24 protein-coding genes are annotated in these 22,273 nt (G+C 72.3%); 6 read left to right on the top strand and 18 right to left on the bottom strand.

Annotated elements, in window-relative coordinates:
- Window positions 1–7 precede the first annotated feature (7 nt).
- On the top strand, window positions 8–937 hold the full coding sequence (locus ACZ6EM_RS11325; protein WP_359899925.1) for a coiled-coil domain-containing protein: 930 nt from the start codon (window positions 8–10) through the stop codon (window positions 935–937).
- Between the two features lie 125 nt (window positions 938–1,062).
- Here the strand turns inward: ACZ6EM_RS11325 and ACZ6EM_RS11320 are convergent, their stop codons facing one another.
- Together ACZ6EM_RS11320 and ACZ6EM_RS11315 are read right to left on the bottom strand one after the other, a co-directional pair.
- Window positions 1,063–1,383 (bottom strand): hypothetical protein, encoded by a 321-nt coding sequence (locus tag ACZ6EM_RS11320; protein WP_224283203.1) that lies wholly within the window; start codon window positions 1,381–1,383, stop codon window positions 1,063–1,065.
- Window positions 1,380–2,177, bottom strand: coding sequence for an alpha/beta fold hydrolase (locus ACZ6EM_RS11315; protein WP_401046768.1), 798 nt, complete (start codon window positions 2,175–2,177; stop codon window positions 1,380–1,382). Before ACZ6EM_RS11315 ends, ACZ6EM_RS11320 begins: the two co-directional genes overlap by 4 nt.
- Window positions 2,178–2,270: 93 nt before the next feature.
- Between ACZ6EM_RS11315 and ACZ6EM_RS11310 the strand changes: the two genes are divergently transcribed.
- Entirely contained in the window at window positions 2,271–3,275 is a 1,005-nt protein-coding gene (locus tag ACZ6EM_RS11310) for an ABC transporter ATP-binding protein (RefSeq protein ID WP_401046765.1), read from the top strand.
- Window position 3,276: 1 nt separating this feature from the next.
- Window positions 3,277–4,044, top strand: a complete 768-nt coding sequence (locus ACZ6EM_RS11305; protein ID WP_401046763.1) for an ABC transporter permease subunit — start codon at window positions 3,277–3,279, stop codon at window positions 4,042–4,044.
- Window positions 4,045–4,063: 19 nt separating this feature from the next.
- Here ACZ6EM_RS11305 and ACZ6EM_RS11300 read toward each other — a convergent pair whose 3' ends face one another.
- A complete protein-coding gene (locus ACZ6EM_RS11300) occupies window positions 4,064–4,387 on the bottom strand; it encodes an ATP/GTP-binding protein (RefSeq protein ID WP_359899933.1) in 324 nt (107 codons plus the stop codon).
- A gap of 229 nt (window positions 4,388–4,616) precedes the next feature.
- Here ACZ6EM_RS11300 and ACZ6EM_RS11295 point away from each other — a divergent pair, with 229 nt between their 5' ends.
- Window positions 4,617–5,927, top strand: coding sequence for an LLM class flavin-dependent oxidoreductase (locus ACZ6EM_RS11295; RefSeq protein WP_401046761.1), 1,311 nt, complete (start codon window positions 4,617–4,619; stop codon window positions 5,925–5,927).
- Window positions 5,928–6,054: 127 nt separating this feature from the next.
- Here the strand turns inward: ACZ6EM_RS11295 and ACZ6EM_RS11290 are convergent, their stop codons facing one another.
- Window positions 6,055–6,447 (bottom strand): SCO5389 family protein, encoded by a 393-nt coding sequence (locus ACZ6EM_RS11290; RefSeq protein ID WP_401055799.1) that lies wholly within the window; start codon window positions 6,445–6,447, stop codon window positions 6,055–6,057.
- Window positions 6,448–6,928: 481 nt separating this feature from the next.
- Here ACZ6EM_RS11290 and nucS point away from each other — a divergent pair, with 481 nt between their 5' ends.
- Window positions 6,929–7,588, top strand: coding sequence for an endonuclease NucS (gene nucS, locus ACZ6EM_RS11285; RefSeq protein ID WP_359899935.1), 660 nt, complete (start codon window positions 6,929–6,931; stop codon window positions 7,586–7,588).
- 4 nt (window positions 7,589–7,592) lie between these two features.
- Here the strand turns inward: nucS and ACZ6EM_RS11280 are convergent, their stop codons facing one another.
- The 5 genes from ACZ6EM_RS11280 to ACZ6EM_RS11260 all read right to left on the bottom strand — a co-directional run bounded on the left by ACZ6EM_RS11280 (window position 7,593) and on the right by ACZ6EM_RS11260 (window position 13,707).
- On the bottom strand, window positions 7,593–9,872 hold the full coding sequence (locus ACZ6EM_RS11280) for an ATP-binding protein (protein WP_465772269.1): 2,280 nt from the start codon (window positions 9,870–9,872) through the stop codon (window positions 7,593–7,595).
- A gap of 264 nt (window positions 9,873–10,136) precedes the next feature.
- Window positions 10,137–10,457: an STAS domain-containing protein gene (locus ACZ6EM_RS11275; protein ID WP_401055425.1), complete on the bottom strand. Its 321-nt coding sequence runs from the start codon at window positions 10,455–10,457 to the stop codon at window positions 10,137–10,139.
- Window positions 10,458–10,811: 354 nt separating this feature from the next.
- Window positions 10,812–11,681 carry a 3-hydroxyacyl-CoA dehydrogenase family protein gene (locus ACZ6EM_RS11270; RefSeq protein WP_401053215.1) on the bottom strand — a complete coding sequence of 290 codons (870 nt, stop codon included), beginning with the start codon at window positions 11,679–11,681 and terminating at the stop codon, window positions 10,812–10,814.
- Window positions 11,682–11,851: 170 nt separating this feature from the next.
- On the bottom strand, window positions 11,852–12,502 hold the full coding sequence (locus ACZ6EM_RS11265) for a response regulator (RefSeq protein ID WP_380538219.1): 651 nt from the start codon (window positions 12,500–12,502) through the stop codon (window positions 11,852–11,854).
- Entirely contained in the window at window positions 12,499–13,707 is a 1,209-nt protein-coding gene (locus tag ACZ6EM_RS11260) for a sensor histidine kinase (protein ID WP_401053218.1), read from the bottom strand. Before ACZ6EM_RS11260 ends, ACZ6EM_RS11265 begins: the two co-directional genes overlap by 4 nt.
- 157 nt (window positions 13,708–13,864) lie before the next feature.
- Between ACZ6EM_RS11260 and ACZ6EM_RS11255 the strand changes: the two genes are divergently transcribed.
- A complete protein-coding gene (locus tag ACZ6EM_RS11255; RefSeq protein ID WP_465772268.1) occupies window positions 13,865–14,485 on the top strand; it encodes a hypothetical protein in 621 nt (206 codons plus the stop codon).
- A 66-nt stretch (window positions 14,486–14,551) separates the two neighbouring features.
- Here the strand turns inward: ACZ6EM_RS11255 and ACZ6EM_RS11250 are convergent, their stop codons facing one another.
- The 9 genes from ACZ6EM_RS11250 to atpE form a co-directional block, all read right to left on the bottom strand.
- Complete coding sequence (locus tag ACZ6EM_RS11250; protein ID WP_359899948.1) at window positions 14,552–15,124, bottom strand: cob(I)yrinic acid a,c-diamide adenosyltransferase; 573 nt, start codon at window positions 15,122–15,124, stop codon at window positions 14,552–14,554.
- A gap of 135 nt (window positions 15,125–15,259) precedes the next feature.
- Window positions 15,260–15,760: a DUF2550 domain-containing protein gene (locus ACZ6EM_RS11245; RefSeq protein WP_030057523.1), complete on the bottom strand. Its 501-nt coding sequence runs from the start codon at window positions 15,758–15,760 to the stop codon at window positions 15,260–15,262.
- Window positions 15,761–15,908: 148 nt separating this feature from the next.
- Complete coding sequence (locus tag ACZ6EM_RS11240; RefSeq protein WP_401048964.1) at window positions 15,909–16,292, bottom strand: F0F1 ATP synthase subunit epsilon; 384 nt, start codon at window positions 16,290–16,292, stop codon at window positions 15,909–15,911.
- Window positions 16,293–16,478: 186 nt separating this feature from the next.
- Window positions 16,479–17,924 carry a F0F1 ATP synthase subunit beta gene (gene atpD / locus ACZ6EM_RS11235; protein ID WP_401048966.1) on the bottom strand — a complete coding sequence of 482 codons (1,446 nt, stop codon included), beginning with the start codon at window positions 17,922–17,924 and terminating at the stop codon, window positions 16,479–16,481.
- Window positions 17,925–17,926: 2 nt separating this feature from the next.
- Window positions 17,927–18,841 (bottom strand): F0F1 ATP synthase subunit gamma, encoded by a 915-nt coding sequence (locus ACZ6EM_RS11230; protein ID WP_401048968.1) that lies wholly within the window; start codon window positions 18,839–18,841, stop codon window positions 17,927–17,929.
- A gap of 32 nt (window positions 18,842–18,873) precedes the next feature.
- Window positions 18,874–20,448, bottom strand: a complete 1,575-nt coding sequence (gene atpA / locus ACZ6EM_RS11225) for a F0F1 ATP synthase subunit alpha (protein ID WP_359899956.1) — start codon at window positions 20,446–20,448, stop codon at window positions 18,874–18,876.
- Between the two features lie 156 nt (window positions 20,449–20,604).
- Complete coding sequence (locus ACZ6EM_RS11220; RefSeq protein ID WP_380538225.1) at window positions 20,605–21,420, bottom strand: F0F1 ATP synthase subunit delta; 816 nt, start codon at window positions 21,418–21,420, stop codon at window positions 20,605–20,607.
- A complete protein-coding gene (locus ACZ6EM_RS11215) occupies window positions 21,417–21,977 on the bottom strand; it encodes a F0F1 ATP synthase subunit B (RefSeq protein ID WP_401048971.1) in 561 nt (186 codons plus the stop codon). The genes ACZ6EM_RS11220 and ACZ6EM_RS11215 overlap by 4 nt, the downstream gene beginning before the upstream one ends.
- 34 nt (window positions 21,978–22,011) lie before the next feature.
- Complete coding sequence (atpE, locus tag ACZ6EM_RS11210) at window positions 22,012–22,254, bottom strand: ATP synthase F0 subunit C (protein ID WP_030302757.1); 243 nt, start codon at window positions 22,252–22,254, stop codon at window positions 22,012–22,014.
- Between the last annotated feature and the right edge of the window lie 19 nt (window positions 22,255–22,273).

Genomic DNA, 22,273 nt, shown 5'->3' with positions numbered 1-22,273 from the left:
GAACCCCATGAGCGACAGTCACTCCCCTCACGGCTTCGACCTGGTGCGCCGTGGGTACGAGCGCGCCCAGGTCGACGAGCGGATCACCAAGCTGGTGGCCGACCGTGACAGTGCCTTGACCCGGATCAGTGCGCTGGAGAAGCGCATCGAGGAGCTCCACCTGGAGACCCAGTCCGCCCAGGCGGCGGTCGTGGAGCAGGAGCCCTCCTACGCCGGTCTCGGCGCCCGGGTCGAGAAGATCCTGCGACTCGCCGAGGAGGAGGCCAAGGACCTGCGCGACGAGGCGCACCGCGCCGCCGAGCAGCACCGCGAGCTGGCCGAGGCCGCCGCCCAGCAGGTCCGCTCCGAGGCCGAGAACTACGCCAAGGACCGCAAGGCCAAGGCGGAGGACGAGGGGATGCGGATCGTCGACAAGTCCAAGAGCGACGCCGCCCAGCTGCGCGCCGAGGCCAACAAGGACGCCCAGAACAAGCGCGAGGAGGCGGACGCCCTCTTCGAGGACACCCGCACCAAGGCCGCCCAGGCCGCGCTGGAGTTCGAGACCAACCTGGCCAAGCGCCGCGAGCAGTCCGAGCGGGACCTGGCCGCCCGTCAGGCCAAGGCCGAGAAGCGCCTGGCCGAGATCGAGCACCGGGCCGAGCAGCTGCGCCTGGAGGCCGAGAAGCTGCGCACCGACGCCGAGCGCCGCGCCCGCCAGACCGTCGAGACGGCCCAGCGCCAGTCCGAGGACATCGTGGCCGACGCCAACGCCAAGGCGGACCGCATCCGCAGCGAATCCGAGCGCGAGCTGGCGGCCCTCACCAACCGCCGCGACAGCATCAACGCCCAGCTGACCAACGTCCGCGAGATGCTGGCGACGCTGACCGGCGCGGCCGTGGCCGCCGCCTCGCTGCCGACCGACGACACCCTGGGCGTGCCCGCCCAGCAGTCGCGCTGACGCACGCAGGCCCCGGCAGCACCGCAGGCCCTCACCCGCCCGGGTGAGGGCCTGTCGGCTTTCGCGCCGTCACCGTCCCGAGCGGGCGCGGGCCGGGCGCTCCCGGGCCGGTCGGGCGCTGGCCCTCACCTCGGGTAGGCGCCGTCCGGCCGCTGGTAGCCGCTGCTGAGCTGGTTGCCCTCGTCGTCGGAGACGGTGCCGAACCAGGAGGTGCACCAGACCGACACCGAGTCCGGCCAGTACTGCACCTCGAAGGGGTGCCCGGGCCCGTAGTCGCCGTACGAGGTGACGATGAAGGTCTCCCCCGGGCGCATCCAGTAGTCCTCGCCGAGCGGTTCCAGGGTGAGCTCGACCAGCCCCTCGCCCCGGTTGGTCACGGGCATCCGGCCGGTCACCTCCAGGGCGGAGAAGTCCCAGGCCGCCGCGTCCTGGCTCTCCTGGCTCATCCGGCGGCCACCCGGGCGAGCAGGGTGCGCACGACGGCGTCGAAGGCCTCGGGCGCCTCCAGGGCGCTCAGGTGGCCCACCCCGGGCAGGACGGTCAGCTCGGCGTCCGGCCGGGCCCGCAGCATCGGCTCGGCCTCCTCGGGCGCCACCAGGGCGTCCTGGGCGCCCGCCACGACGGAGACCGGCACCCGCAGGGCGGCCAGGACGTCCAGGGCGTCCGGGCGGGCCGCCATGGCCCGCTGGGCCCAGGCGACGGCGGCCGGCGGCGCGGCGGCGACCATCGTCTGCACCCGCTCCACCAGGTGCTGCGAGTCGGGCCCGAGCTGCCCGGCCGCGACCTGCTCGTCGAGCAGCAGCCGCACGCTGTCCCGCGCGGTGACGGCGGCGGCGATCCGCTCCCGGTTGGCCCGTACCGCGTCGGTGTCGGCGGTGGCCCGGGTGTTGGCCAGCAGCAGGCCGGCCAGCCGGTCGGGGTGGCGGCGGGCGAAGGCCAGCGCCACGTAGCCGCCCATGGAGAGCCCGGCGACCACCGCGCGCTCGATCCCGGCCGCGTCCAGCAGCAGCGCGAGGTCGTCCGCGACCGGGTCCAGCGAGGGCTCGTCGGCGCCCAGCACAGTGCCGCCGAACCCCCGCTGGTCGGGGGCGAGCACGCGCGCTTCGTCCCCGGTCAGGCCGGGCAGCGTGTCCAGTTGGGACGACCACATCGAGGCGTTCAACGGAAAGGCGTGCAGCAGCACGAGTGGTGTTCCGGTACCGCTCTCGCGGACCGACACTGCGGAGGGGAGCTGGGTCATGCGTCCAACCTATTCCGGCACGCCCGGCGGGCCCACTCAGCGGGCCGCGATACCCCCTTTGTCCTAGCCTGGCAAGGAAGTGAGGGAGCGCGAATGATCGAGTTGCACGACCTGACAAAACGTTACGGCAGGACGCTCGCGGTGGACCGGCTCAGCTTCCAGGTCCCTCGGGGCGTGGTGACCGGCTTCCTCGGCCCGAACGGCGCCGGCAAGTCCACCACCATGCGCATGATCCTCGACCTCGACCGCCCGACCGCCGGCCGGGTGACCATCGACGGCAGACGGTACGGCCAGCTCAGCGAGCCGCTCAAGTACATCGGCGCGCTCCTGGAGGCCAAGGCCGTCCACCCCGGCCGCACCGCCCGCGACCACCTGCTCTGGCTCGCCCAGAGCAACCGCATCCCCGTGCGCCGGGTGGACGAGGTGCTCGCCCTGGTCGGCCTCACCCCGGTCGCCCGCAAGCGGGCCCGCGGCTTCTCGCTCGGCATGGGCCAGCGCCTGGGCATCGCCTCCGCCCTGCTCGGCGACCCGGAGATCGTCATGTTCGACGAGCCGGTCAACGGCCTGGACCCGGAGGGCATCCTCTGGATCCGCAACCTGATGAAACGCCTCGCCGCCGAGGGCCGGACGGTCTTCGTCTCCTCCCACCTGATGAGCGAGATGGCCGTCACCGCCGACCACCTGGTGGTCATCGGCCGCGGCCGGCTGCTCGCCGACCTGCCGATGCCGGAGTTCATCCGGCGCAACTCCCGCTCCGCCGTACGGCTGCGCACCCCGGAGCCCGAGCGGCTGCTCGACGTGCTGGCCGAGGCCGGCCTGCGGCCCGAGCCCGGCCCGGACGGCTCCTACGAGGTGGTCAACGGGGACATCGCGCGGCTCGGCGAGCTGTTCGCCGGGCACGGCGTGGTGCTGCACGAGCTCAGCCCGCAGCAGGCCTCGCTGGAGGAGGCCTTCATGCAGATGACGGCCGACTCGGTGGAGTACCACGCGGGCGACGGACCGGGCCGGGACGCGGCCGGCGCGCCCACCGCGTGGGGCGCCGGCTGGAAGGCGGACGGCGCCCGGCCGACCACCACCGCACGGCAGGAGGAGAACTGAGATGGCGTCCTTCCCGGCGATCCTCCGCTCCGAGTGGACGAAGATCCGCAGCGTCCGCTCGACGGTCTGGACGCTCGCGCTGACCTTCGTCGTCACGGTCGGCATCGGCGCGCTGCTGTCCCTGCTCACCAACAACAACTTCACCGAGTTCCGCCGCGACGACCAGTCCCCGTTCGACGCCACCGGGACGTCCTTCTCCGGCATCATGCTCGGCGAGCTGGCGATCATCGTCTTCGGGGTGCTGGCGATCGGCAACGAGTACAGCAGCGGCATGATCCGGGTCACCCTGGCCGCCGTCCCGCAGCGCGCCACCCTGCTCACCGGCAAGGCGGCGGTGCTCGGCGCCCTCGCCCTCGCGGTCTCGCTGGTAACGGCCTTCGTCACCTTCTTCGTCGGCCAGTCGCTGCTCGGCACGCACTCCACCACGATCGGCGAGCCCAACGTGCTGCGGGCGGTGTTCGGGGCCGCGCTGTACCTGACGATGCTCTGCCTGTTCTCGGCCGGCGTCACCACGATGCTGCACAACCAGACGCTCGCGCTCGGCGTGCTGGTGCCGTTCTTCTTCCTGCTCTCGCCGATCCTCTCGGCGGTGCCGAAGGTCAAGACCCTGGCCCACTACTTCCCCGACTACGCGGGCTCGCGGATGCTGCTGGTGTACGAGCAGCACGGCCAGCCGTACGGGCCGTGGACCGGCTTCCTGATCTGCCTCGCCTGGACGGCCGCGGCGCTGGTCGGCGGTGCGCTGGTGTTCAGGAAGCGCGACGCCTAGCGGGACCCGGCCGGACCCGTCAGTACCGCGGAGCGCCGCGGCCTCGCAGGACGTTGGAGGCCCGGCGCTCCCGCGCTCCCCAGCAGGCGCGGTGCCAGTGCCGCCGGTCGTCCACTCCCGCGCCGTACTGCGGCCAGGCCACCACGTGGCCCACCCCCGGCGGGATCTCCTGGTCGCAGCCCGGGCAGCGGTAGAACCGTCCCGCCGTCCCGGCGACCGTCTGAACCACCCAGTCCTCGCCCTGGTAGCTCTCGGTGCGGCGCAGCGAACCGCCGACCGGGGCGGTCGGCTCTGCGCTCTCGTGCGGGGCGGCGCTCTTGATCCGGTTGCGGCGCGGCGACACGGCGGACTCCCTCTCCTCCTGGGCTCTGGATCGTTCCAGCCTACGGCCGGGCGGGCCCCCCGCACGGCCACTACCACGGCTCCGTCCGGCACTTCGGCGTTTTTGCCGAGATCCACCCGATCATCGGGGAAATCGGGAGTTCCGCGTGCCATTGGCACATGACATCGGATACCCACAAGGGGAGAAGGCGGGGCCCGCAGACCCTGCGCGCACCCGAGGAGGCCCAACGATGAGCAAGACCAGCGCCCGCGCCGAGAGCGGCGGGCCCGTCGGGGTCCGGCCGGTCGCCCCCGGTCCGACGCTGACGTCCGTCCCCCCGGTCACGGCCGTCGTGGGCCGGCCGCTGCCGGCGCCCCAGCGGGCGGGCGCGCTGCCGCCGTCCACCGGTCCGGTACGGGTCGGCCTGTTCCTGCTGTCCGCGCAGTTCCCCGGGCAGAGCCACGGCGAGGCGCTGGAGCGCACCGTCGAATCCGCCGTCGAGGCCGAACGCGCCGGGCTGGACAGCGTCTGGCTGGCCGAGCACCACTTCGTGCCGTACGGGGTCTGTCCGGACGCCGCCACGCTCGCCGCGATGCTGCTCGGCCGCACCCGCCGGATCGGCGTCGGCACGGCGGTCAGCGTGCTCTCCACCCGCCACCCGGTGGGGCTCGGCGAGCAGGCCGCGCTGCTGCACCTCACCTCCGGCGGACGGTTCACGCTCGGGGTGGGCCGCGGCGGGCCGTGGATCGACCTGGACGTGTTCGGCGGCGGCGTGGACGCCTTCGAGAAGGGCTTCCCGGAGCGGCTGGACCTGCTGCTGCGCTGGCTGCGCGGCTCCCGGGTGGGCGCGGACGGCCCGCAGTTCGCCTTCCCCGAGGTCGCCGTGGTGCCGCGGGCCACCGAACCGGTGCGGCGGCCGGGCCTGAGCAGCTGGCTGGGCCTCGGCGGGCGGACCGGCCCGGTGCGCTTCCCGCGCCAGCGCCGGGACGACGAGGGCCTCGGCGAGGAGCTCACCGCCTCCGGACGGCCGGTGGCCGGGCCGCCCGTGGTGGTCGCCTGCACCTCGCCGGGCGGGGTGCGGCTGGCCGCCGAGCGCGGCCTGCCGATGCTGCTCGGCATGCACTCCGGGGACGACGACAAGCTGCGGATGCTGGAGCTGTACCGGACCGCCTGGCTGGCCGCCGGGCGCGGCGAGGAGCAGCTGCGCCGGATCGGCCGACAACACGTCGCGGCCGGGGTGGCCCAGGTCGACGACCGCGCCGCGGCGGCCCGGTCCACGCTGCTGAACGCGATGCCCGGCTGGTTCGAGTACGGGCTCGGCGCCCACCGCACCGTGGACGGCCGCGAGCGCAAGATGCGCGATCCGCGCCAGTACACCGAGCTGCTCTGCGACCTGCACGCGGTGGGCACCCCGCGGCAGTGCGCCGACCGGCTGCTGGCCACCGCCGAACGCACCGGCATCCGGCGCTTCGCCCTGCTCGCCGAGGGCAGCGGCGACCAGGAGGCGACCCTGCACAACATCGCCCGGCTCGGCTCGGAGGTGCTGCCGCAGCTGGGCTAGACGTGCCCGGCGGGGGGACGGGCCCGGCGGGGGGGACGTACCGGGCGGGGGGACGGGCCCGGGCCGCCGCCCCTCCCCCCGCACCGGGGGACGGGGGCGGCCGGCGCCGCAGCGGGCTACGGCGGGGTCAGCAGTCCCGCAGTTCCTCGGACTGGTTGAGCAGCTGCTCCCGGACCGAGGTGAAGCGGTCGTACCGCGCCTCGTTGGCGTCCGACGGCAGGAACACCGCGACCCGGTGACAGTTCTGGAAGGCCAGCCGAACCCCGAAGTGGCGCTGGAGAGCGCCCCGGATGGCGTCGCTGGCGAGCGCGCGCAGCAGCTGGCCGCGGGCCTGCTCGCCGGGCGGCGGCACCTGGTTGTCGGCGAAGTCGGTGCCGTCGACCTTCGCCTGGGCGACCAGCGAGCTGATCAGGTCCCAGGCGTAGGGCAAAGAGACGCGGACGCAGTCGACGAATTCCCGCTCGTCGACCTCGCCCCGCTCGGCCTTCTCCAGCAGGGCCGGTGAGACGTCGAGCGACATGGATTCTCCTCTCGCGGTCCACCCGCGCGGCGCCCGGGTGGTCGTGCGTAGGTCAAGCTCACAGTGAGGGTGGCGGATTCGCATGGGGTGTCCGGAACACCGAGGGACAGGGGTTTCCGGCACCTTCGCGACAGCGGCGGCACCACGGGACGTGACGTCCTGGATACCGAACGCGCTCAGAACAGCGTGGCAGTCAACGGCGCGGCAGGCCGGTCATTCCTGCGGATTGCTTCGGAAATATGTTGCGGTGCACCGGATTGGCCGGATCCCGTCGGATCGTTCATCTGAAGTCTCCATCCCCGTTGACAGCGATCCCGCGAGCATGCCGTCACACACCGTAGCGACTTGCGGGTGGGGGCGCCAGACCTCGACGGGGCGGTGGCGGGACCGCAGGACCTCCATGTTGGCCGGGTTCGCGCTTTCTTCACCCAGCCGTCGCGGAATCGCATCAACTGGCCCCGGTGGGCTAGCGTGGTCGACCGTGCGTCTCGTAATTGCCCGCTGCTCAGTCGACTATGCCGGTCGGCTCTCCGCCCATCTGCCCTCCGCCACCAGGCTGATCCTGGTCAAGGCCGACGGCAGCGTCAGCATCCACGCCGACGACCGCGCCTACAAGCCGCTCAACTGGATGTCCCCGCCGTGCGCCCTCAAGGAGGCCGACGGGGTCTGGACGGTGGAGAACAAGGCCGGCGAGAAGCTCATCATCACGCTGGAGGAGGTGCTGCACGACTCGTCCCACGAGCTCGGGGTCGACCCGGGCCTGATCAAGGACGGCGTGGAGGCACACCTCCAGGAGCTGCTCGCGGACCGGATGGAGGTGCTCGGTGCCGGCTGGTCGCTGATCCGCCGCGAGTACCCCACCGCGATCGGCCCGGTCGACATCCTCTGCCGCGACGCCGACGGCGCCACGGTGGCCGTCGAGATCAAGCGCCGCGGTGAGATCGACGGCGTCGAACAGCTCACCCGCTACCTCGAACTCCTCAACCGGGACCCGCTGCTGGCCCCGGTCAAGGGCATCTTCGCCGCGCAGGAGATCAAGCCGCAGGCCCGCGTCCTGGCCACCGACCGCGGTATCGGCTGCGTGGTGCTGGACTACGACGAGCTGCGCGGCATCGACGACGACAAGCTCAAGCTGTTCTGACCGCTCAGGACGGACCGGACGACGGGCTGGACGTGCCGGTCGGACCGGCCGAGCCGCTCGACGACGGGCTCGGTCCGGCGGTCGTGGTGGACGGCTCCGGCGACGGCGAGGTGCCCGTGCCGCCGCCACCGGGCTGAGTGCCGCCTCCGCCGGTGCCACCCGCGCCCGGACCGCCGGGGTTCGGACCCGGCTGCTGCTGACCCGGTACGGGCGGCTGCTGCGGGGCCTGCGACCCGCCCGCCCCCGGCGAGGAGCTCGGCCTCCTCGTCGGCGAGGCGCTCGGCGAGTGCGAGGCACTGGCGCTCGCGGACGGCGCCGGGCTACTCCCCTGCGTCGGCGCACCGCCCGGCCCGGCACCGGCCGTCGTCGGCCCGGCAGTGCCGGACTGCTGCGGGAACGGCGGGTCCTGGGTGCCGCCGCCGTCCAGCCGACCGTTGTTGTGCGGGTCCTTCCCCCTGGCCTCCTCCGGCCCGCTGAAGCTCATCGCCACCGCCGCGCCGAGGACCCCCAGGGTCAGCACCGCGGTGGAGACCACGGCCGCCCGGCGGCGCCTGCTGGACTTCAGGCGGGCCGGCACCCGGGCCGCGATCTTGCGGATCACCGGGGCGCGGCCGGGCGCCGCGGCGGGCGCGGCGGCCGGCAGCTGCCGGCCCTCGGCGCGCAGCAGGTCGAGCATCCGGCGTGCGGCGGCCACCCCGCGCTGCTCGCCCGCGGTGGCCCGCAGGGTGAGCGCGGTCTCCAGTTCGGCGACGGCCCGGGAGGGCTGCCGGACGCAGATCGCGTGCACGCCCGCCTCGTGGTGGAACCAGGCCTGGTCGACCGCCGAACCGGTGCGGCGGGCCGCCTCCAGACCGAGCTGGAGCACCCGCTCCCAGGCGCCCCAGCGCAGCGACAGCGCCAGCGCGGGCGCCGCCGCCCGGGCGAGCCGGACCACCGCGTCGTGCCGTCCGGCGGTGCGGTCGGCGAGCAGCACGCCGACCATCACCTCGGCCTCGGCGGCGACCTGTTCCAGCGTCACCGAGCCGTGCCCCACCCACCAGGCGAAGTGCTGGGCGGCCCCGTCGACGGAGCCCCGGGCGGGCCAGTGCGGGACGAGCAGGTCGAGCGCGCCGGCGGTCAGCCGGTGGTGCCCGCCGATGGACACCGCCAGTCCGGCGTCGGCGAGTTCGGCGAGGGCGGCCTCGCCCTGCCCGACGTCGATCAGCGCCGGCAGGTGCGGCGCGGTGGGGCACTCGCCGCCGAGCGCGACCGCGAGCCGCAGCACGGCCTGCGCGGGCTCGCTCAGCCCCTCGGCGAGCCGGACCGCGGGCGAGGCGGTCTCCGCCACCGAGGGCAGCGGGACGGTGAGCCGCAGCGCGTTCTCCCGGATCGCCGGGTCCTCGTCGTGGACGGGCTCGTCGACGGCCCCGAAGACGTCCATCCGGTCGTCCTCGGCGGCCACCAGCGCGTCCACCGAGACGTCCCGCTGGCGCAGCAGCGCGGCGGCCTGGACGAAACGCAGCGGCAGGCCCTCTGACTCGAACCAGAGGTCCACCGCCCAGGCCTTCTCGGTGACGTCCAGCGGCCGCCCGGCCAGCCGGGCGGTGAGGGCCAGGCAGGCGGAGCGGGAGAGTCCGGCCACCAGGTGGTCCTGGAGCCGGGAGCCGGGGGGCGGCGGCGGGCCGTCCGGGGCGGCGGAGATCAGGAAGGCGCAGCCGGGGGCGGCGGCGAGCAGCTCCTCCAGCTCGGCACCGGAGGGCTCGGCGGCGTCGATCACCACGATCGCGCCGACCTCGGCGAGGTGGACGGCCAACTGCCCGGGGTCGGGGCGGTATCCGGGGGCGTGGTGGGTGGCCGCGAAGAGGTCCTGGAGCAGGTCGGCGCCGGTCCGGCGGTGGCCGCAGAGCTGCACCACGCCGTCGGGGGCGAGGTCGGCGGCGGCCTCGGCGACGGCCGACAGCAGCGCGCTGCGGCCCGAGCCGGCCTGGCCGACCAGGCGTATCGATCGGCCCTCGGCGAGCAGGGCGAGCAGTTCGGCGGTGTCGGTCTCGCGGTCGAGCATCGGCAGATCGGCGGGCCCGGCGCCGAGCGCGAGCGGGCCGACCGCGCGGCCGACGCCGCCGACCGGACCGCGGGCGGGCTCGCTGCGTCCGGTCCGGCGCGGACGGGGCCGCCACTCCTCGGGACAGGTCCTGGCCTCGGAGCCGTCCGGGGCGCCGACGCCCACCAGCAGGGCGCCGGAGACCAGTTCGCCGCCGCGGGTGCGAACGGCCTCCTGCCGGAACTCCCCGGATGGCTGTGCCACGTTCTGCTCCGCATCGTGCTCGGCCGTCGGCGCCCCGCGCCGCCCGGCTGACGTCCCGGTGGCGGCCGCGGCCGGGCTGGAGGCAGCCCCGGCGGCCGTCTTCTGACGGGCAGACTCTTGCACATCCGGCCCCGGCCGTGCAGAGCGGTCCGTGGCCGACGGCCGGTCCGCGGCGCTGACCAGGGGCGTTGCGCGGACGGACCGGGGGTGCGCAGGCGCACGGTCCCGGCGCGCGGCGCGGTGGGGGCCATGGGGCCGCCGGAGTCAGAGAGCGACCCCGTGCGCCTCGGCGGCGCCGTCGACGGCCAGGATGCGGTGCAGCTTGGTGGCCACCAGCAGCCGCTGCAGCTGGGCCGGGACGGAGCGCAGCACCAGCCGGCGGCCGATCCGGCCGGCCCGCCGGTGGGTGCCCATGATCACGCCGAGCCCGGTGGCGTCCCAGAACTCCAGCCGGCCGAGGTCGAGTACGAGGTCGCCGAGGCCGCCGTCCACGGCCTGGTGCAGCCGGGCCCGCGCGTCGGCGGCGGTGCGCACGTCGAGGCGGCCTTCGATGGCCAGCGCCGTGTGGTCGCCGGTGATGCGCATGCTCTCCTCCTTCGCCTGGACGGCCTGGTGCGGGGCGGGTCCGCCCCGGCCGTGCCGGGAGCGGGAGCGGGGGGTGCATACGGGCGGGCCGAAGCCCCACACCCGGACCCGGGCGGAATGCCGGGTTCCCTCATCTGACGGTGAACCGGCTCCGCAGGTTGCTGGTTTTGGCCAGATCTGAAGCAACTTCACCCGTCCGAGGGAATATACGCAGGTCGGCCCCACACCTACGCTCGATTACCGCCCAAATCACCCGTCTGCGGTACCCGGCGTGAGGAAACTCACCCGGCCCTGCGGAGCGGGCCGTACGATGCCCCGATCGCACGGCCCGGCCGGTCGTTCAGCCCTGCCGGCTCACTTGCCCTCGTACGGGTAGAAGCCGCGGCCGCTCTTGCGGCCCAGGTCACCGGCGGTGACCATGCGGGCCATGATCTCCGGCGCGGCGAACTTCTCGTCCTGGGTCTCGGTGTAGATGTTGCGGGCGGCGTGCAGCAGGATGTCCACGCCGGTCAGGTCGGCGGTCTGGAGCGGGCCCATCGCGTGGCCGAAACCGAGCCGGCAGGCGGTGTCGATGTCCTCGGCGGTGGCCACGCCCGACTCGTACAGGCTGGCGGCCTCGACGACCAGCGCGGTGATCAGGCGGGTGGTCACGAAGCCGGCCACGTCGCGGTTGACCACCACGACCTCCTTGCCGACGCCCTCGGCGTAGGCGCGGGCGGTGGCCAGCGTCTCGTCGCTGGTCTTGTAGCCGCGGACCAGCTCGACCAGCTTCATCATCGGGACGGGCGAGAAGAAGTGGACGCCGACGACCGACTCCGGGCGCCCGGTGGCGGCGGCGATCCGGGTGATCGGGATGGCGGAGGTGTTGGAGGCCAGTACGGCGCCGTCCTTGGCGAGCTTGTCGAGTTCGCGGAAGACGCGCTCCTTGACCTCCAGCTCCTCGAACACGGCCTCGACCACGATGTCGGCCTCGGCGACGGCGCCCAGGTCGGTGGTGGTGGTGATCCGGCCCAGCGCGGCCTCGGCGTCCTCGGCGCTCAGCCTGCCCTTGGCGACGAACTTCTCGTAGGAGGCGCGGATGCCGGCCAGGCCCCGCTGGAGCGCCTCCTCGGTGACGTCCCGCAGCACCACCGGGTGACCGGCCTGCGCGGACACCTGGGCGATGCCGGCGCCCATCAGGCCGGCACCGATCACGGCGATCTGCTTGCTGGACGCATTGCTCATGGCTGGGTCTCCCGATGCCGTCGCCGCCCCGCGGGCGGGCCCTGAAGGCGGCTCAGGGCAGGGGTCGCCGCCAGAGAGCCGCATCGCTCGTTTTTCCGGGACTCTAATGCCCAAATCCCCCGTGCAATAGCAATCGGGAGTGTGATCTGCAACCGACCTAAAACAGGTGATCAGACGGTCAGTCCGAGGTCCTGCGCCAGGATCGCCGCCTGCACCCGGCTGCGCAGCCGCAGCTTCGCCAGGATCCGGCTGACGTGCGTCTTGGTGGTCGCCTCCGCCATCTCCAGCCGGGCCGCGATCTCCCCGTTGGACATCCCGGCCCCGATGCAGGCCAGCACCTCCCGCTCGCGGCCGGTCAGCGTCCCCACCGCGGCCCGGGCCTCCGGTCCGACCGGCCGCTCGGGGCGGGCGAAGGCCCCGATCAGCCGTCTGGTCACCGAGGGCGCCAGCATCCCGTCCCCGCGCGCCACCGTGCGGATGCCCTCGATCAGGGTGTCCGCCTCCAGGTCCTTGAGCAGGAACCCGGACGCCCCGGCCCGCAGCGCGCCGTAGACGTACTCGTCCAGGTCGAAGGTGGTCAGCACGAGCACCTGGCCGGCCCCGGCGGCGACCACCTCGCGGGTCGCCGAGACGCCGTCCAGCCGGGGCATCTGCACGTCCATCAGCACCACGTCCGGCCGCAGCTCCAGGGCCAGCCGGACGGCCTCCTCGCCGTCCGCGGCCTGCCCGACCACCTCGAACTCCGGCTCGGCGCGCAGGATCATCACCAGCGCCGCGCGTACCGCCGCCTGGTCCTCCGCCACCAGCACCCGGATCGTCATGCCCGCCCCTCGTTCCCCCGGGCGCGCGGCAGCACCGCGCGCACGCTCCAGTACCCGTCCTTCGGCCCGGCCTCGAAGCTGCCGCCGAGCAGCCCGGCCCGTTCCGCCATGCCCACCAACCCGGCCCGGGCACCGGGCAGTTCACGGCCCGGACCACCCCGGTACGGGCTGTCGACCGAGATCCGCAGTTCCTCCGGCGCGAACTCCAGCCGCAGGCTGACCAGTCCGGGCCCGGCGTGCTTGAGGGCGTTGGTCAGCGACTCCTGGACGATCCGGTACGCGGCCAGCCCGACCGGCACCGGCACCTCCCCGCGCTCGCCGCGCTCGTCCAGCGCGAAGTCCAGCCCGACGTCCCGGCCGGCCGCCCGGGCCTTGGCCAGCAGGGCGTCCACCGCGGCCAGGTCGGGGGCCGCGTACGACTCGTCCACCTCTCCCCCGCCACTGTCCCGAAGCAGTCCGATCATCCGACGCATTTCGGCCAATCCCTGGACGCTGTTCTCCCGGATCACCGCCAGCACCTCCACCAGGGGATCGTCCTGGGGCAGGTTCCGGCGCCGGGCCACCGACTGCGCACCGGTGGCGTGGATCGCGATCGCCGACAGGTGGTTGGCCACCACGTCGTGCAACTCCCTTGCCATCCTGGCCCGTTCGGCGCCGATCGCCTCCCGCCGGTCCATCTCCGAGAGCAGCGCGGTCTGTTCCGCCCGCAGCCGCTCGGCCTCCGCCTCCTGCCGGTGCTTGCGCACCACGTCGCCGCTCCACACCGGGCCCAGGAAGACCAGTGTGCTGACCACCACGATCAGCAGCGCCAACGAGGTGCCGCCGTAGACCGCCGCCAGGGTGGACAGCGCCAGCACCGTGGCCCCGCCGGACAGGTGCAGCACCCGGGACATCCGCGGGGTGCCGTAGATCACCGCCGCGTACAGCAGGTCGGTGTACATGATCAGCGTGGCCACCAGGTTGCCGGCGAACACGCTCGCCGCGAAGGCCAGCCCGCCGAGCGACACCGCGAGCACCGGCCTGGTCCGCCGGACCAGCTCCAGCCCGGCCATCACCAGCAGCGGCGGCGCCACCACCCACGGCGGCACCCGGTCGGCCCGGTCGTACACCCCGAAGGCGATCAGCACCGCACCGCCGAGCAGCCCGGCGAGGGCGATCAGCTGGTCCTGTCGGCGTGGGGGGAGCGCGGGGAACGGGAGCGGCACGTCCCCATCTCATCATCCCCGGCGGCCGGCCCGGCTCCGGTCCACGAAGGAGCCCGCTACATCGAAAGGTGCAGGCCGGTACGGCACCGTGCGACGACGACAGCGGCACGCCCCCGCACGAGGCTGGAAGCACCACCGAAACGTCCGGGAGCAGAACGTGATCGTCACTCTCATCGTCGCGGCCGAGATCTCCTTCTGGATCCTGCTCGGCCTCGGACTGACCGCCCGCTACCTGCTCCGGTGGCGCCGCACCAGCACCGCGCTGCTGGTCGGCCTGCCGGTGGTGGACCTCACCCTGTACGCCCTCACCGTCCTCGACCTGCGCGGCGGCGCCACCGCGAGCTGGACGCACGCCCTGGCCGCGAGCTACGCGGGCTTCTCGATCGGCTACGGCCCCTCGCTGGTCCGCTGGGCCGACCGGCACTTCCTGCACCGCTTCGCCGGCGGCCCCAAGCCGCTGCCCTCGCCCAAGTACGGGCCGGAACGGACCAGGTACGAGTGGCAGATCGCCGGCCGGACCGTCGTGTCCGCCGCGGTCACGCTGAGCCTGATCACCCTGCTCGTCCCGCTCTCCGCGGGCTCCGCCCACTTCGGCACCTTCCTCCAGTGGTACCTCAAGCTGGGCATCGCCGCCGTGGTCAACGTGATCGTGGCCGGCTGCTACTCGCTCTGGCCCAAGCAGCCGCCGGCCGGCGTGGTGGTCGAGGACGACCGGGTGGCCACCGGGAAGACCCTCGCCGGCAGCGCCCCCGACCGCACCCCGGCCGACCGGCCCTGAACCGTCGAGGGCCCGTCCTCGGACTCCCACGGGGGAGCGGTCCGAGGACGGGACTTCGGCATGTTCCTAGCGGTTCTCGCCCGGGACCCAGAGCACGTCCCCGCGCTCCTTGTTGGCCACCCGGGCCAGGATGAACAGCAGGTCGGACAGCCGGTTGAGGTACTTCGCGGTCAGCGGGTTGACGCTGTCGCCGTGCTCCGCGATCGCCGACCAGGTCGAGCGCTCGGCCCGCCGCACCACCGTGCAGGCCAGGTGCAGGTGGGCCGCCCCGGGCGTACCGCCGGGCAGGATGAAGCTGCGCAGCTTCTCCACCCGGGCCAGGTACTCGTCGCAGTCCGTCTCCAGCCGGTCGATGTAGGACTGCAGCACCCGCAGCGGCGGGTACTTCGGGTCCTCCACCACCGGGGTGGACAGGTCGGCGCCGACGTCGAACAGGTCGTTCTGGACCCGGACGAGCACCGCCGTCATGTCCTGCGGCAGCTCACCGACGGCCAGGGCCACGCCGATCGCGGCGTTGGCCTCGTTGGCGTCCGCGTACGCGACCAGTCTCGGATCGGTCTTGCTGGTCCGGCTCATGTCGCCGAGCGCGGTGGTGCCGTCATCGCCGGTACGGGTGTAGATGCGCGTCAGATTGACCATGCGGCCAGAGTAGCCGCCGGGTTAGGCGCCGTTAACCCCGCCTCGGAAGCCCCCCGGGCGTGTCGGCAGGCCGCTGCGCGACGTCGACCCTCCCCCGCCCTCCGGCCGGGGCACGCCCGTCCGGGAGTCCGGTCGCTACGCGACATTGACCCGCTGGCCGGGCGGGGCCGCCTCCAGCCAGGCCAGGAAGCCGGTCAGCGCGTCCTCGCTCATCGCCAGCTCCAGCGGCGCCCCGTTGTGCAGGCACCGCAGCACCACCGAGCCGGACAGCAGCGCCAGCTCTTCCTGGCCCTCCGGGTAGCGCCGGCCGAGCACCTCGATCTCCCGGCGCGGCAGCACCTTGCGCGGGCGCGGGGCGTACGAGAAGACCCGGAACCACTCGATCGAGTCACCGCTGTACCGGCCGATACCAAAAACCCACCCCTTGCCGTCGGTCGGGGGGACCGGGGCTGAGGTGGGCTTGCCGTTCTCGTCGAGGTCGGGCTGCGTCGAGGCGTCGGCCGGCATTTTGAGCCGGTAACTGCAGTCGAAGGTGCCGCCGACCCGCTGGATCAGGCGGCGCCGGACGGCGAAGGCCATCAGCCCGATCACACCCAGGGCCACGACCGCCGCACACACCACAAGCGCGAGGACCATGCTCACCCACCTCCTCGCTACCCGCGTTCCCCGTAGCGGTCGTATCAAGCGACCGCGCTGACCTACCAACTACGACGACAGTCCCGGGGTCACGCTCACGCGTCCCCGGGACCGTCGGTCGACCCCGCCAAGCCGGGGTCCGGCGCACTCAGACGTGGGCCTTGAGGCCGCGCGCCGCGAACAGACGGACCTCGGCGCGCCGCTCGGCGTGCTCGTCCAGGCCCGACTTGGCCTTCTCCAGTGCGCGCTCGGCACGCGCGACGTCGATCTCGTCCGCCAGCTCGGCGATCTCCGCGAGCAGAGACAGCTTGTTGTCGGCGAAGGAGATGAAGCCGCCGTGCACCGCGGCGATCACGGTGCCGCCGTCCACCGTGCGGATGGTGACCGGACCGGTCTCCAGCACGCTCAGCACCGGGGTGTGGCCCGGCATGATGCCGGTGTCACCGGAGGCCGTACGGGCGACGACGATGGTGGCCGCACCGGACCACACCTTGCGGTCGGCTGCGACCAGCTCGACGTGCAGCTCAGCCAACGTGGGCTCCTAGGCTCATGCAACGCCCGATTACTCGGGAGTTTCGGTAAGAATAACGGCCCCGCGCCTCCGGCATGAAACCGGCGGCACGGATTTGACCGGAATCACAGCCGATGTGCCGCGAGGGGTGGTCCCCAGGCTCGGGGGCCACCCCTCACGGTCACGCACAGCTGCTACCGGCCGCGATTACTTCTTCGCCAGCTCGGCGGCGTTCTTCTCGAGGTCCTCGATGCCACCGCACATGAAGAAGGCCTGCTCCGGGACGGAGTCGTACTTGCCGTCCGCGATCGAGTTGAAGGCCTCGATGGTCTCGGACAGCGGCACGGTCGAACCCTCGACACCGGTGAACTGCTTCGCCACGTAGGTGTTCTGCGAGAGGAAGCGCTCGATGCGGCGGGCACGGTGCACCGTGACCTTGTCCTCCTCGGACAGCTCGTCGATACCGAGGATCGCGATGATGTCCTGGAGGTCCTTGTACTTCTGCAGGATCCCCTTGATACGGATGGCCGTGTCGTAGTGGGTCTGCGCGATGTACCGCGGGTCGAGGATGCGGGACGTGGAGTCCAGCGGGTCGACGGCCGGGTAGATGCCCTTCTCCGAGATCGGGCGCGACAGAACGGTCGTCGCGTCCAGGTGGGCGAAGGTGGTGGCCGGCGCCGGGTCGGTCAGGTCGTCCGCGGGGACGTAGATCGCCTGCATCGAGGTGATCGAGTGACCGCGGGTCGAGGTGATGCGCTCCTGCAGGAGGCCCATCTCGTCGGCCAGGTTCGGCTGGTAGCCCACCGCGGAGGGCATGCGGCCGAGCAGGGTCGACACCTCGGAACCGGCCTGGGTGAACCGGAAGATGTTGTCGATGAAGAGGAGCACGTCCTGCTTCTCGACGTCACGGAAGTACTCCGCCATGGTCAGCGCGGACAGCGCGACGCGCAGACGGGTGCCCGGCGGCTCGTCCATCTGGCCGAAGACCAGCGCGGTCTTGTCCAGAACGCCCGAGTCGACCATCTCGTCGATGAGGTCGTTGCCCTCACGGGTGCGCTCACCGACACCGGCGAACACCGACACACCACCGAAGTTCTCGGCGACGCGGTAGATCATCTCCTGGATCAGAACGGTCTTGCCGACACCGGCACCACCGAACAGACCGATCTTGCCACCCGTGACGTACGGGGTGAGCAGGTCGATGACCTTGATGCCGGTCTCGAACATCTCGGTCTTGGACTCGAGGTCCTTGAACGCCGGGGCCTTGCGGTGGATCGGCCAGCGGACCTCGACCTGCTTCTCGAACTCCGCCGGGTCGACGTTCAGCACGTCGCCGAGGGCGTTGAACACCTTGCCCTTGGTGATCTGGCCGACCGGGACGGAGATCGCCGCACCGGTGTCGGAGACCTGCGAACCACGGACCAGGCCGTCGGTCGGCTGCATCGAGATGCCGCGGACCATGCCGTCGCCGAGGTGCTGGGCGACCTCAAGGGTCAGGGTCTTCTTGCCCGTGCCGTCGGGGTTGTCCACCTCGACGTGCAGGGCGTTGTACATGTCCGGGATCGCGTCGACGGGGAACTCCACGTCGACGACCGGGCCGATGACCCGCGCGACGCGGCCCGTCGCCGTGGTCGGCTCAACAGTGGTGGTCATACTCATTCGCTCCCGCGGCTAGCGTCGGCGAGGGCGTTGGCACCGCCGACGATCTCGCTGATTTCCTGGGTGATCTCGGCCTGACGGGCCGAGTTGGCAAGCCGCGTGAGCGACTTGATGAGCTCGCCGGCATTGTCCGTCGCGCTCTTCATCGCGCGGCGGCGGGCGGCGTGCTCGGAAGCGGCCGACTGCAGCAGCGCGTTGTAGATCCGGCTCTCGACGTACCGCGGCAGCAGCGCGTCCAGGACGCCCTCCGCCGACGGCTCGAAGTCGTACAGCGGGAAGATCTCCGACTTGGCCGGCGTCTGGTCGCTGAGCTGGACCTCGTCCAGCTTCAGCGGCAGCAGCCGCGCCTCGACCGCGTTCTGCGTCAGCATGGACACGAACTCGGTGGAAACCAGGTGGAGTTCGTCCACACCGCCGGTCTCGGCCGTGAAGGCCTCGATCAGGTCGGCCGCCACGGTCTTCGCGTCACCGTACGTCGGCTTGTCCGAGAATCCCGTCCACGAGCCCTCGATCGTCAGACCGCGGAACGTGTAGTACGAGACGCCCTTGCGGCCGATGATGTACGCCACCACGTCCTTGCCCTCGGACCGCAGGCGCTCGGCGAGCACCAGCGAAGCCTTGATGGCGTTGGTCGAGTAGCCGCCGGCCAGGCCGCGGTCCGCCGTGATCAGCAGGACCGCCGCGCGCTTGGCGTTCGGGTTCTCGGTGGTGAGCGGGTGCTTGGCGTTGGACCGGGTGGCCACCGCCGTCACCGCCCGGGTGAGCTCATCGGCGTACGGAGTGGAGGCGGCCACCGCGCGCTGCGCCTTGACGATGCGCGACGCGGAGATCATCTCCATCGCCTTGGTGATCTTCTTCGTCGCGGTGACAGAGCGGATCCGGCGCTTGTAGACCCGAAGCTGTGCTCCCATGGGTCGTTACGTCCTTTCCCTCGCTACCGGACTCAGGCCTGCTCGGAGAGCAGCTTGCCGTCAGCGGTCTGGTAACCCTGCTTGAAGGCCTCGATCGCGCTGGTCAGCGCGTCGACGGTGCCGTCGGCCAGCAGACCGGTCTCGACGATGCCGGCGAGCAGGTCCTTGTGCTGCAGGCGGACGTGGTCCAGGAACTCGCGCTCGAAGCGGCGGATCTCGGCGACCGGGACGTCGTCCAGCTTGCCGTTGGTGCCGGCCCAGATGGAGACGACCTGCTCCTCGACCGGGAACGGCTGGTACTGGCCCTGCTTCAGCAGCTCGACCATGCGCGCACCGCGCTCCAGCTGGGCCTTGGAGGCCGCGTCCAGGTCGGAACCGAAGGCGGCGAAGGCCTCCAGCTCACGGTACTGGGCGAGGTCCAGACGCAGACGGCCGGCGACCGAGCGCATGGCCTTGATCTGGGCGGAGCCACCGACGCGGGAGACCGAGATACCGACGTTCACGGCCGGGCGGATGCCGGCGTTGAACAGGTCGGACTCCAGGAAGCACTGGCCGTCGGTGATGGAGATGACGTTGGTCGGGATGTACGCCGAGACGTCGTTGGCCTTGGTCTCGATGATCGGCAGACCGGTCATCGAGCCGCCGCCCAGGGCGTCGTTCAGCTTGGCGCAGCGCTCCAGCAGGCGGGAGTGCAGGTAGAAGACGTCACCCGGGTAGGCCTCGCGGCCCGGCGGGCGGCGCAGCAGCAGGGAGACGGAACGGTAGGCCTCGGCCTGCTTCGACAGGTCGTCGAAGATGATCAGGACGTGCTTGCCGTCGTACATCCACTCCTGGCCGATGGCCGAACCGGTGTACGGGGCGAGGTACTTGAAGCCGGCCGGGTCGGAGGCGGGAGCGGCCACGATGGTGGTGTACTCCAGCGCGCCGGCCTCCTCCAGGGCGCCGCGGACGGACGCGATGGTGGAGCCCTTCTGGCCCACGGCGACGTAGATGCAGCGGACCTGCTTCTCCGGGTCGCCCGAGCGCCAGTTGTCGCGCTGGTTGATGATCGTGTCGACGGCCACCGCGGTCTTGCCGGTCTGGCGGTCACCGATGATCAGCTGGCGCTGGCCGCGGCCGATCGGGGTCATCGCGTCGATGGCCTTGATGCCGGTCTGCAGCGGCTGCTTGACCGACTTGCGGGCCATGACGCCGGGGGCCTGCAGCTCCAGGGCACGGCGACCGGTGGCGGCGATGTCGCCCAGGCCGTCGATCGGGTTGCCCAGCGGGTCCACGACGCGGCCGAGGTAGCCGTCGCCGACCGGAACCGAGAGGACCTCGCCGGTGCGGCGCACGGTCTGGCCCTCTTCGATGCCGCCGAACTCACCGAGGACGACGACACCGATCTCGCGGGTGTCGAGGTTCAGCGCGAGGCCGAGCGTGCCGTCCTCGAACTTCAGCAGCTCGTTCGCCATGACCGAGGGCAGGCCCTCGACATGCGCGATGCCGTCCGCCGCGTCAGTGACCGTGCCGACCTCTTCCACAGAAGCGGCGTCCGGCTGGTACGACTGGACAAAGTCGGCCAGCGCGTCCCGGATCTCCTCCGGACGGATCGTAAGCTCCGCCATCAGGCTTCCCTGCTCTCCTAGTTTGCGATCCTCGGCCCGCCATTGAGGGCCGCAAGTATTCGACTCTCGGCCGGGTCTTCCGAACCGGCCGTACGATGTGCCGGCTCCTTGGGGAGCCGGTTTCCCGACCGAGGGTCGGATGTGCTGCTTCGGTACTCAGCCTTCGAGCGACTGGCGAGCGCCTTCGAGGCGGCTCGACACGGTGCCGTTGATGATCTCGTCGCCGATCTGCACCTGGACGCCGCCGACGACCTCGGGGTCGACGTCGATGTTCAGGTGGACCTGGCGGCCGTACATCCGGCCCAGAGCACCGGACAGGCGCTCCTTCTGGGTGTCCGACAGCGGCACCGCGGTGGTGACCAGGGCCACCACGCGGCCACGGCGTGCGGCGGCGAGCTTCGAGTAGGACTCAAGGCCCTGCTCCAGGCTACGGCCACGCGGCGCGTTGACGAGGGCGGTGACCAGCCGGACGGTGCCGGCGTTGGCGCGGCCGCCGAGCAGCTTCTTGATCAGCTCGGCCTTCGCGACGGCTCCGGCCTTCGGCTCGGTCAGCGCGGCGCGCAGCTCGTGCGCGCCGCTCACCACCCGGCCGAAGCGGAAGAGCTCGTCCTCGACGTCGTCCAGGGCGCCGGCCTTGTCCGCGGCGATGATCTCCGCGTACGCGGAGAGCTGCTCGGTCGCGTCCACCAGGTCGCGCGAGCCCGACCAGCGGGAGCGGACCAGGCCGGAGACCAGGTCGACGGCCTCGCCGGAGACCTGGCCGGTCAGCAGCGAGGTGACCAGCTGGGCCTTGTCCTGGCCGGACCGGGACGGGTCCGTCAGGACTCGGCGCAGCGACACCTCACGGTCCAGCACGGCCGTGACGGCGGTGAGCTCCTCGGCGAGCTTGGCCGCGTCCACCGAGGTGGAGTCGGTCAGGCTCTCCAGGTTCTGCCGGCCGGCAGCGAGGGCCTCACGGCTGGCGCCGATCACTTGGCCGCACCCTGAGCAACGGTGGCCTTGGCCTCCAGCTCGTCCAGGAAGCGGTCGATGACGCCGCTCTGCCGGGCGTGGTCCTCCAGGGACTCGCCCACGATGCGGGACGCCAGCTGGGTCGCCAGCGAGCCCACGTCCTGACGCAGGGCGGCAGTGGCCTGCTTCTTGTCCGCCTCGATCTGGGCGTGACCGGCGGCGACGATGGCCTCGCGCTGGCGCTGGCCCTCCTCGCGCATCTCGGCGAGCTGGGCGGCACCCTGCTCGCGAGCCTGCTCGACGATGCGGGCAGCCTCGTGGCGCGCCTCGGCGAGCTCGGCGCGGTACTGCTCAAGCAGGGCCTGGGCCTCCACCTGGGCGGCCTCGGCGCGCTCCATGCCGCCCTCGATCGCGTCCCGGCGCTCCGACAGCACCTTCTCGATGCTGGGGAGGAGCTTCTTGCCGAGCAGACCGAAGACGATGAAGAAGCAGAGCAGGCCGATGATGATCTCGGGCCATGCGGGCAGGAGAGGGTTCATGATCTCCCCCTCCTCCGCGAGGTGAGCCGCGATGGTCATATCTGGACCTTCCTCGAATGGTCTACGGCGGGGATTACTTGGGGCCCTGGCCGAAGACGAACGGCATGACGATGCCGATGAGGGCGAGCGCCTCGGTCAGCGCGAAGCCGATGAACATGTTGGAGCGGATGAGGCCGGCAGCCTCGGGCTGGCGGGCCATGGCCTGAACGCCGTTGCCGAAGATGAGACCGACACCGATGCCGGGGCCGATCGCGGCGAGGCCGTAGCCGATCGAAGCGACGGAACCGTAGACGCCGACCTCAGCGAGCATGCTCATTGCAATGTGTCCTTTGCGG

Source organism: Kitasatospora sp. NPDC041917, assembly GCF_055589745.1.
Note: the sequence above shows the minus strand (reverse complement) of the source record. Positions and strands in the feature narration are given on the sequence as shown.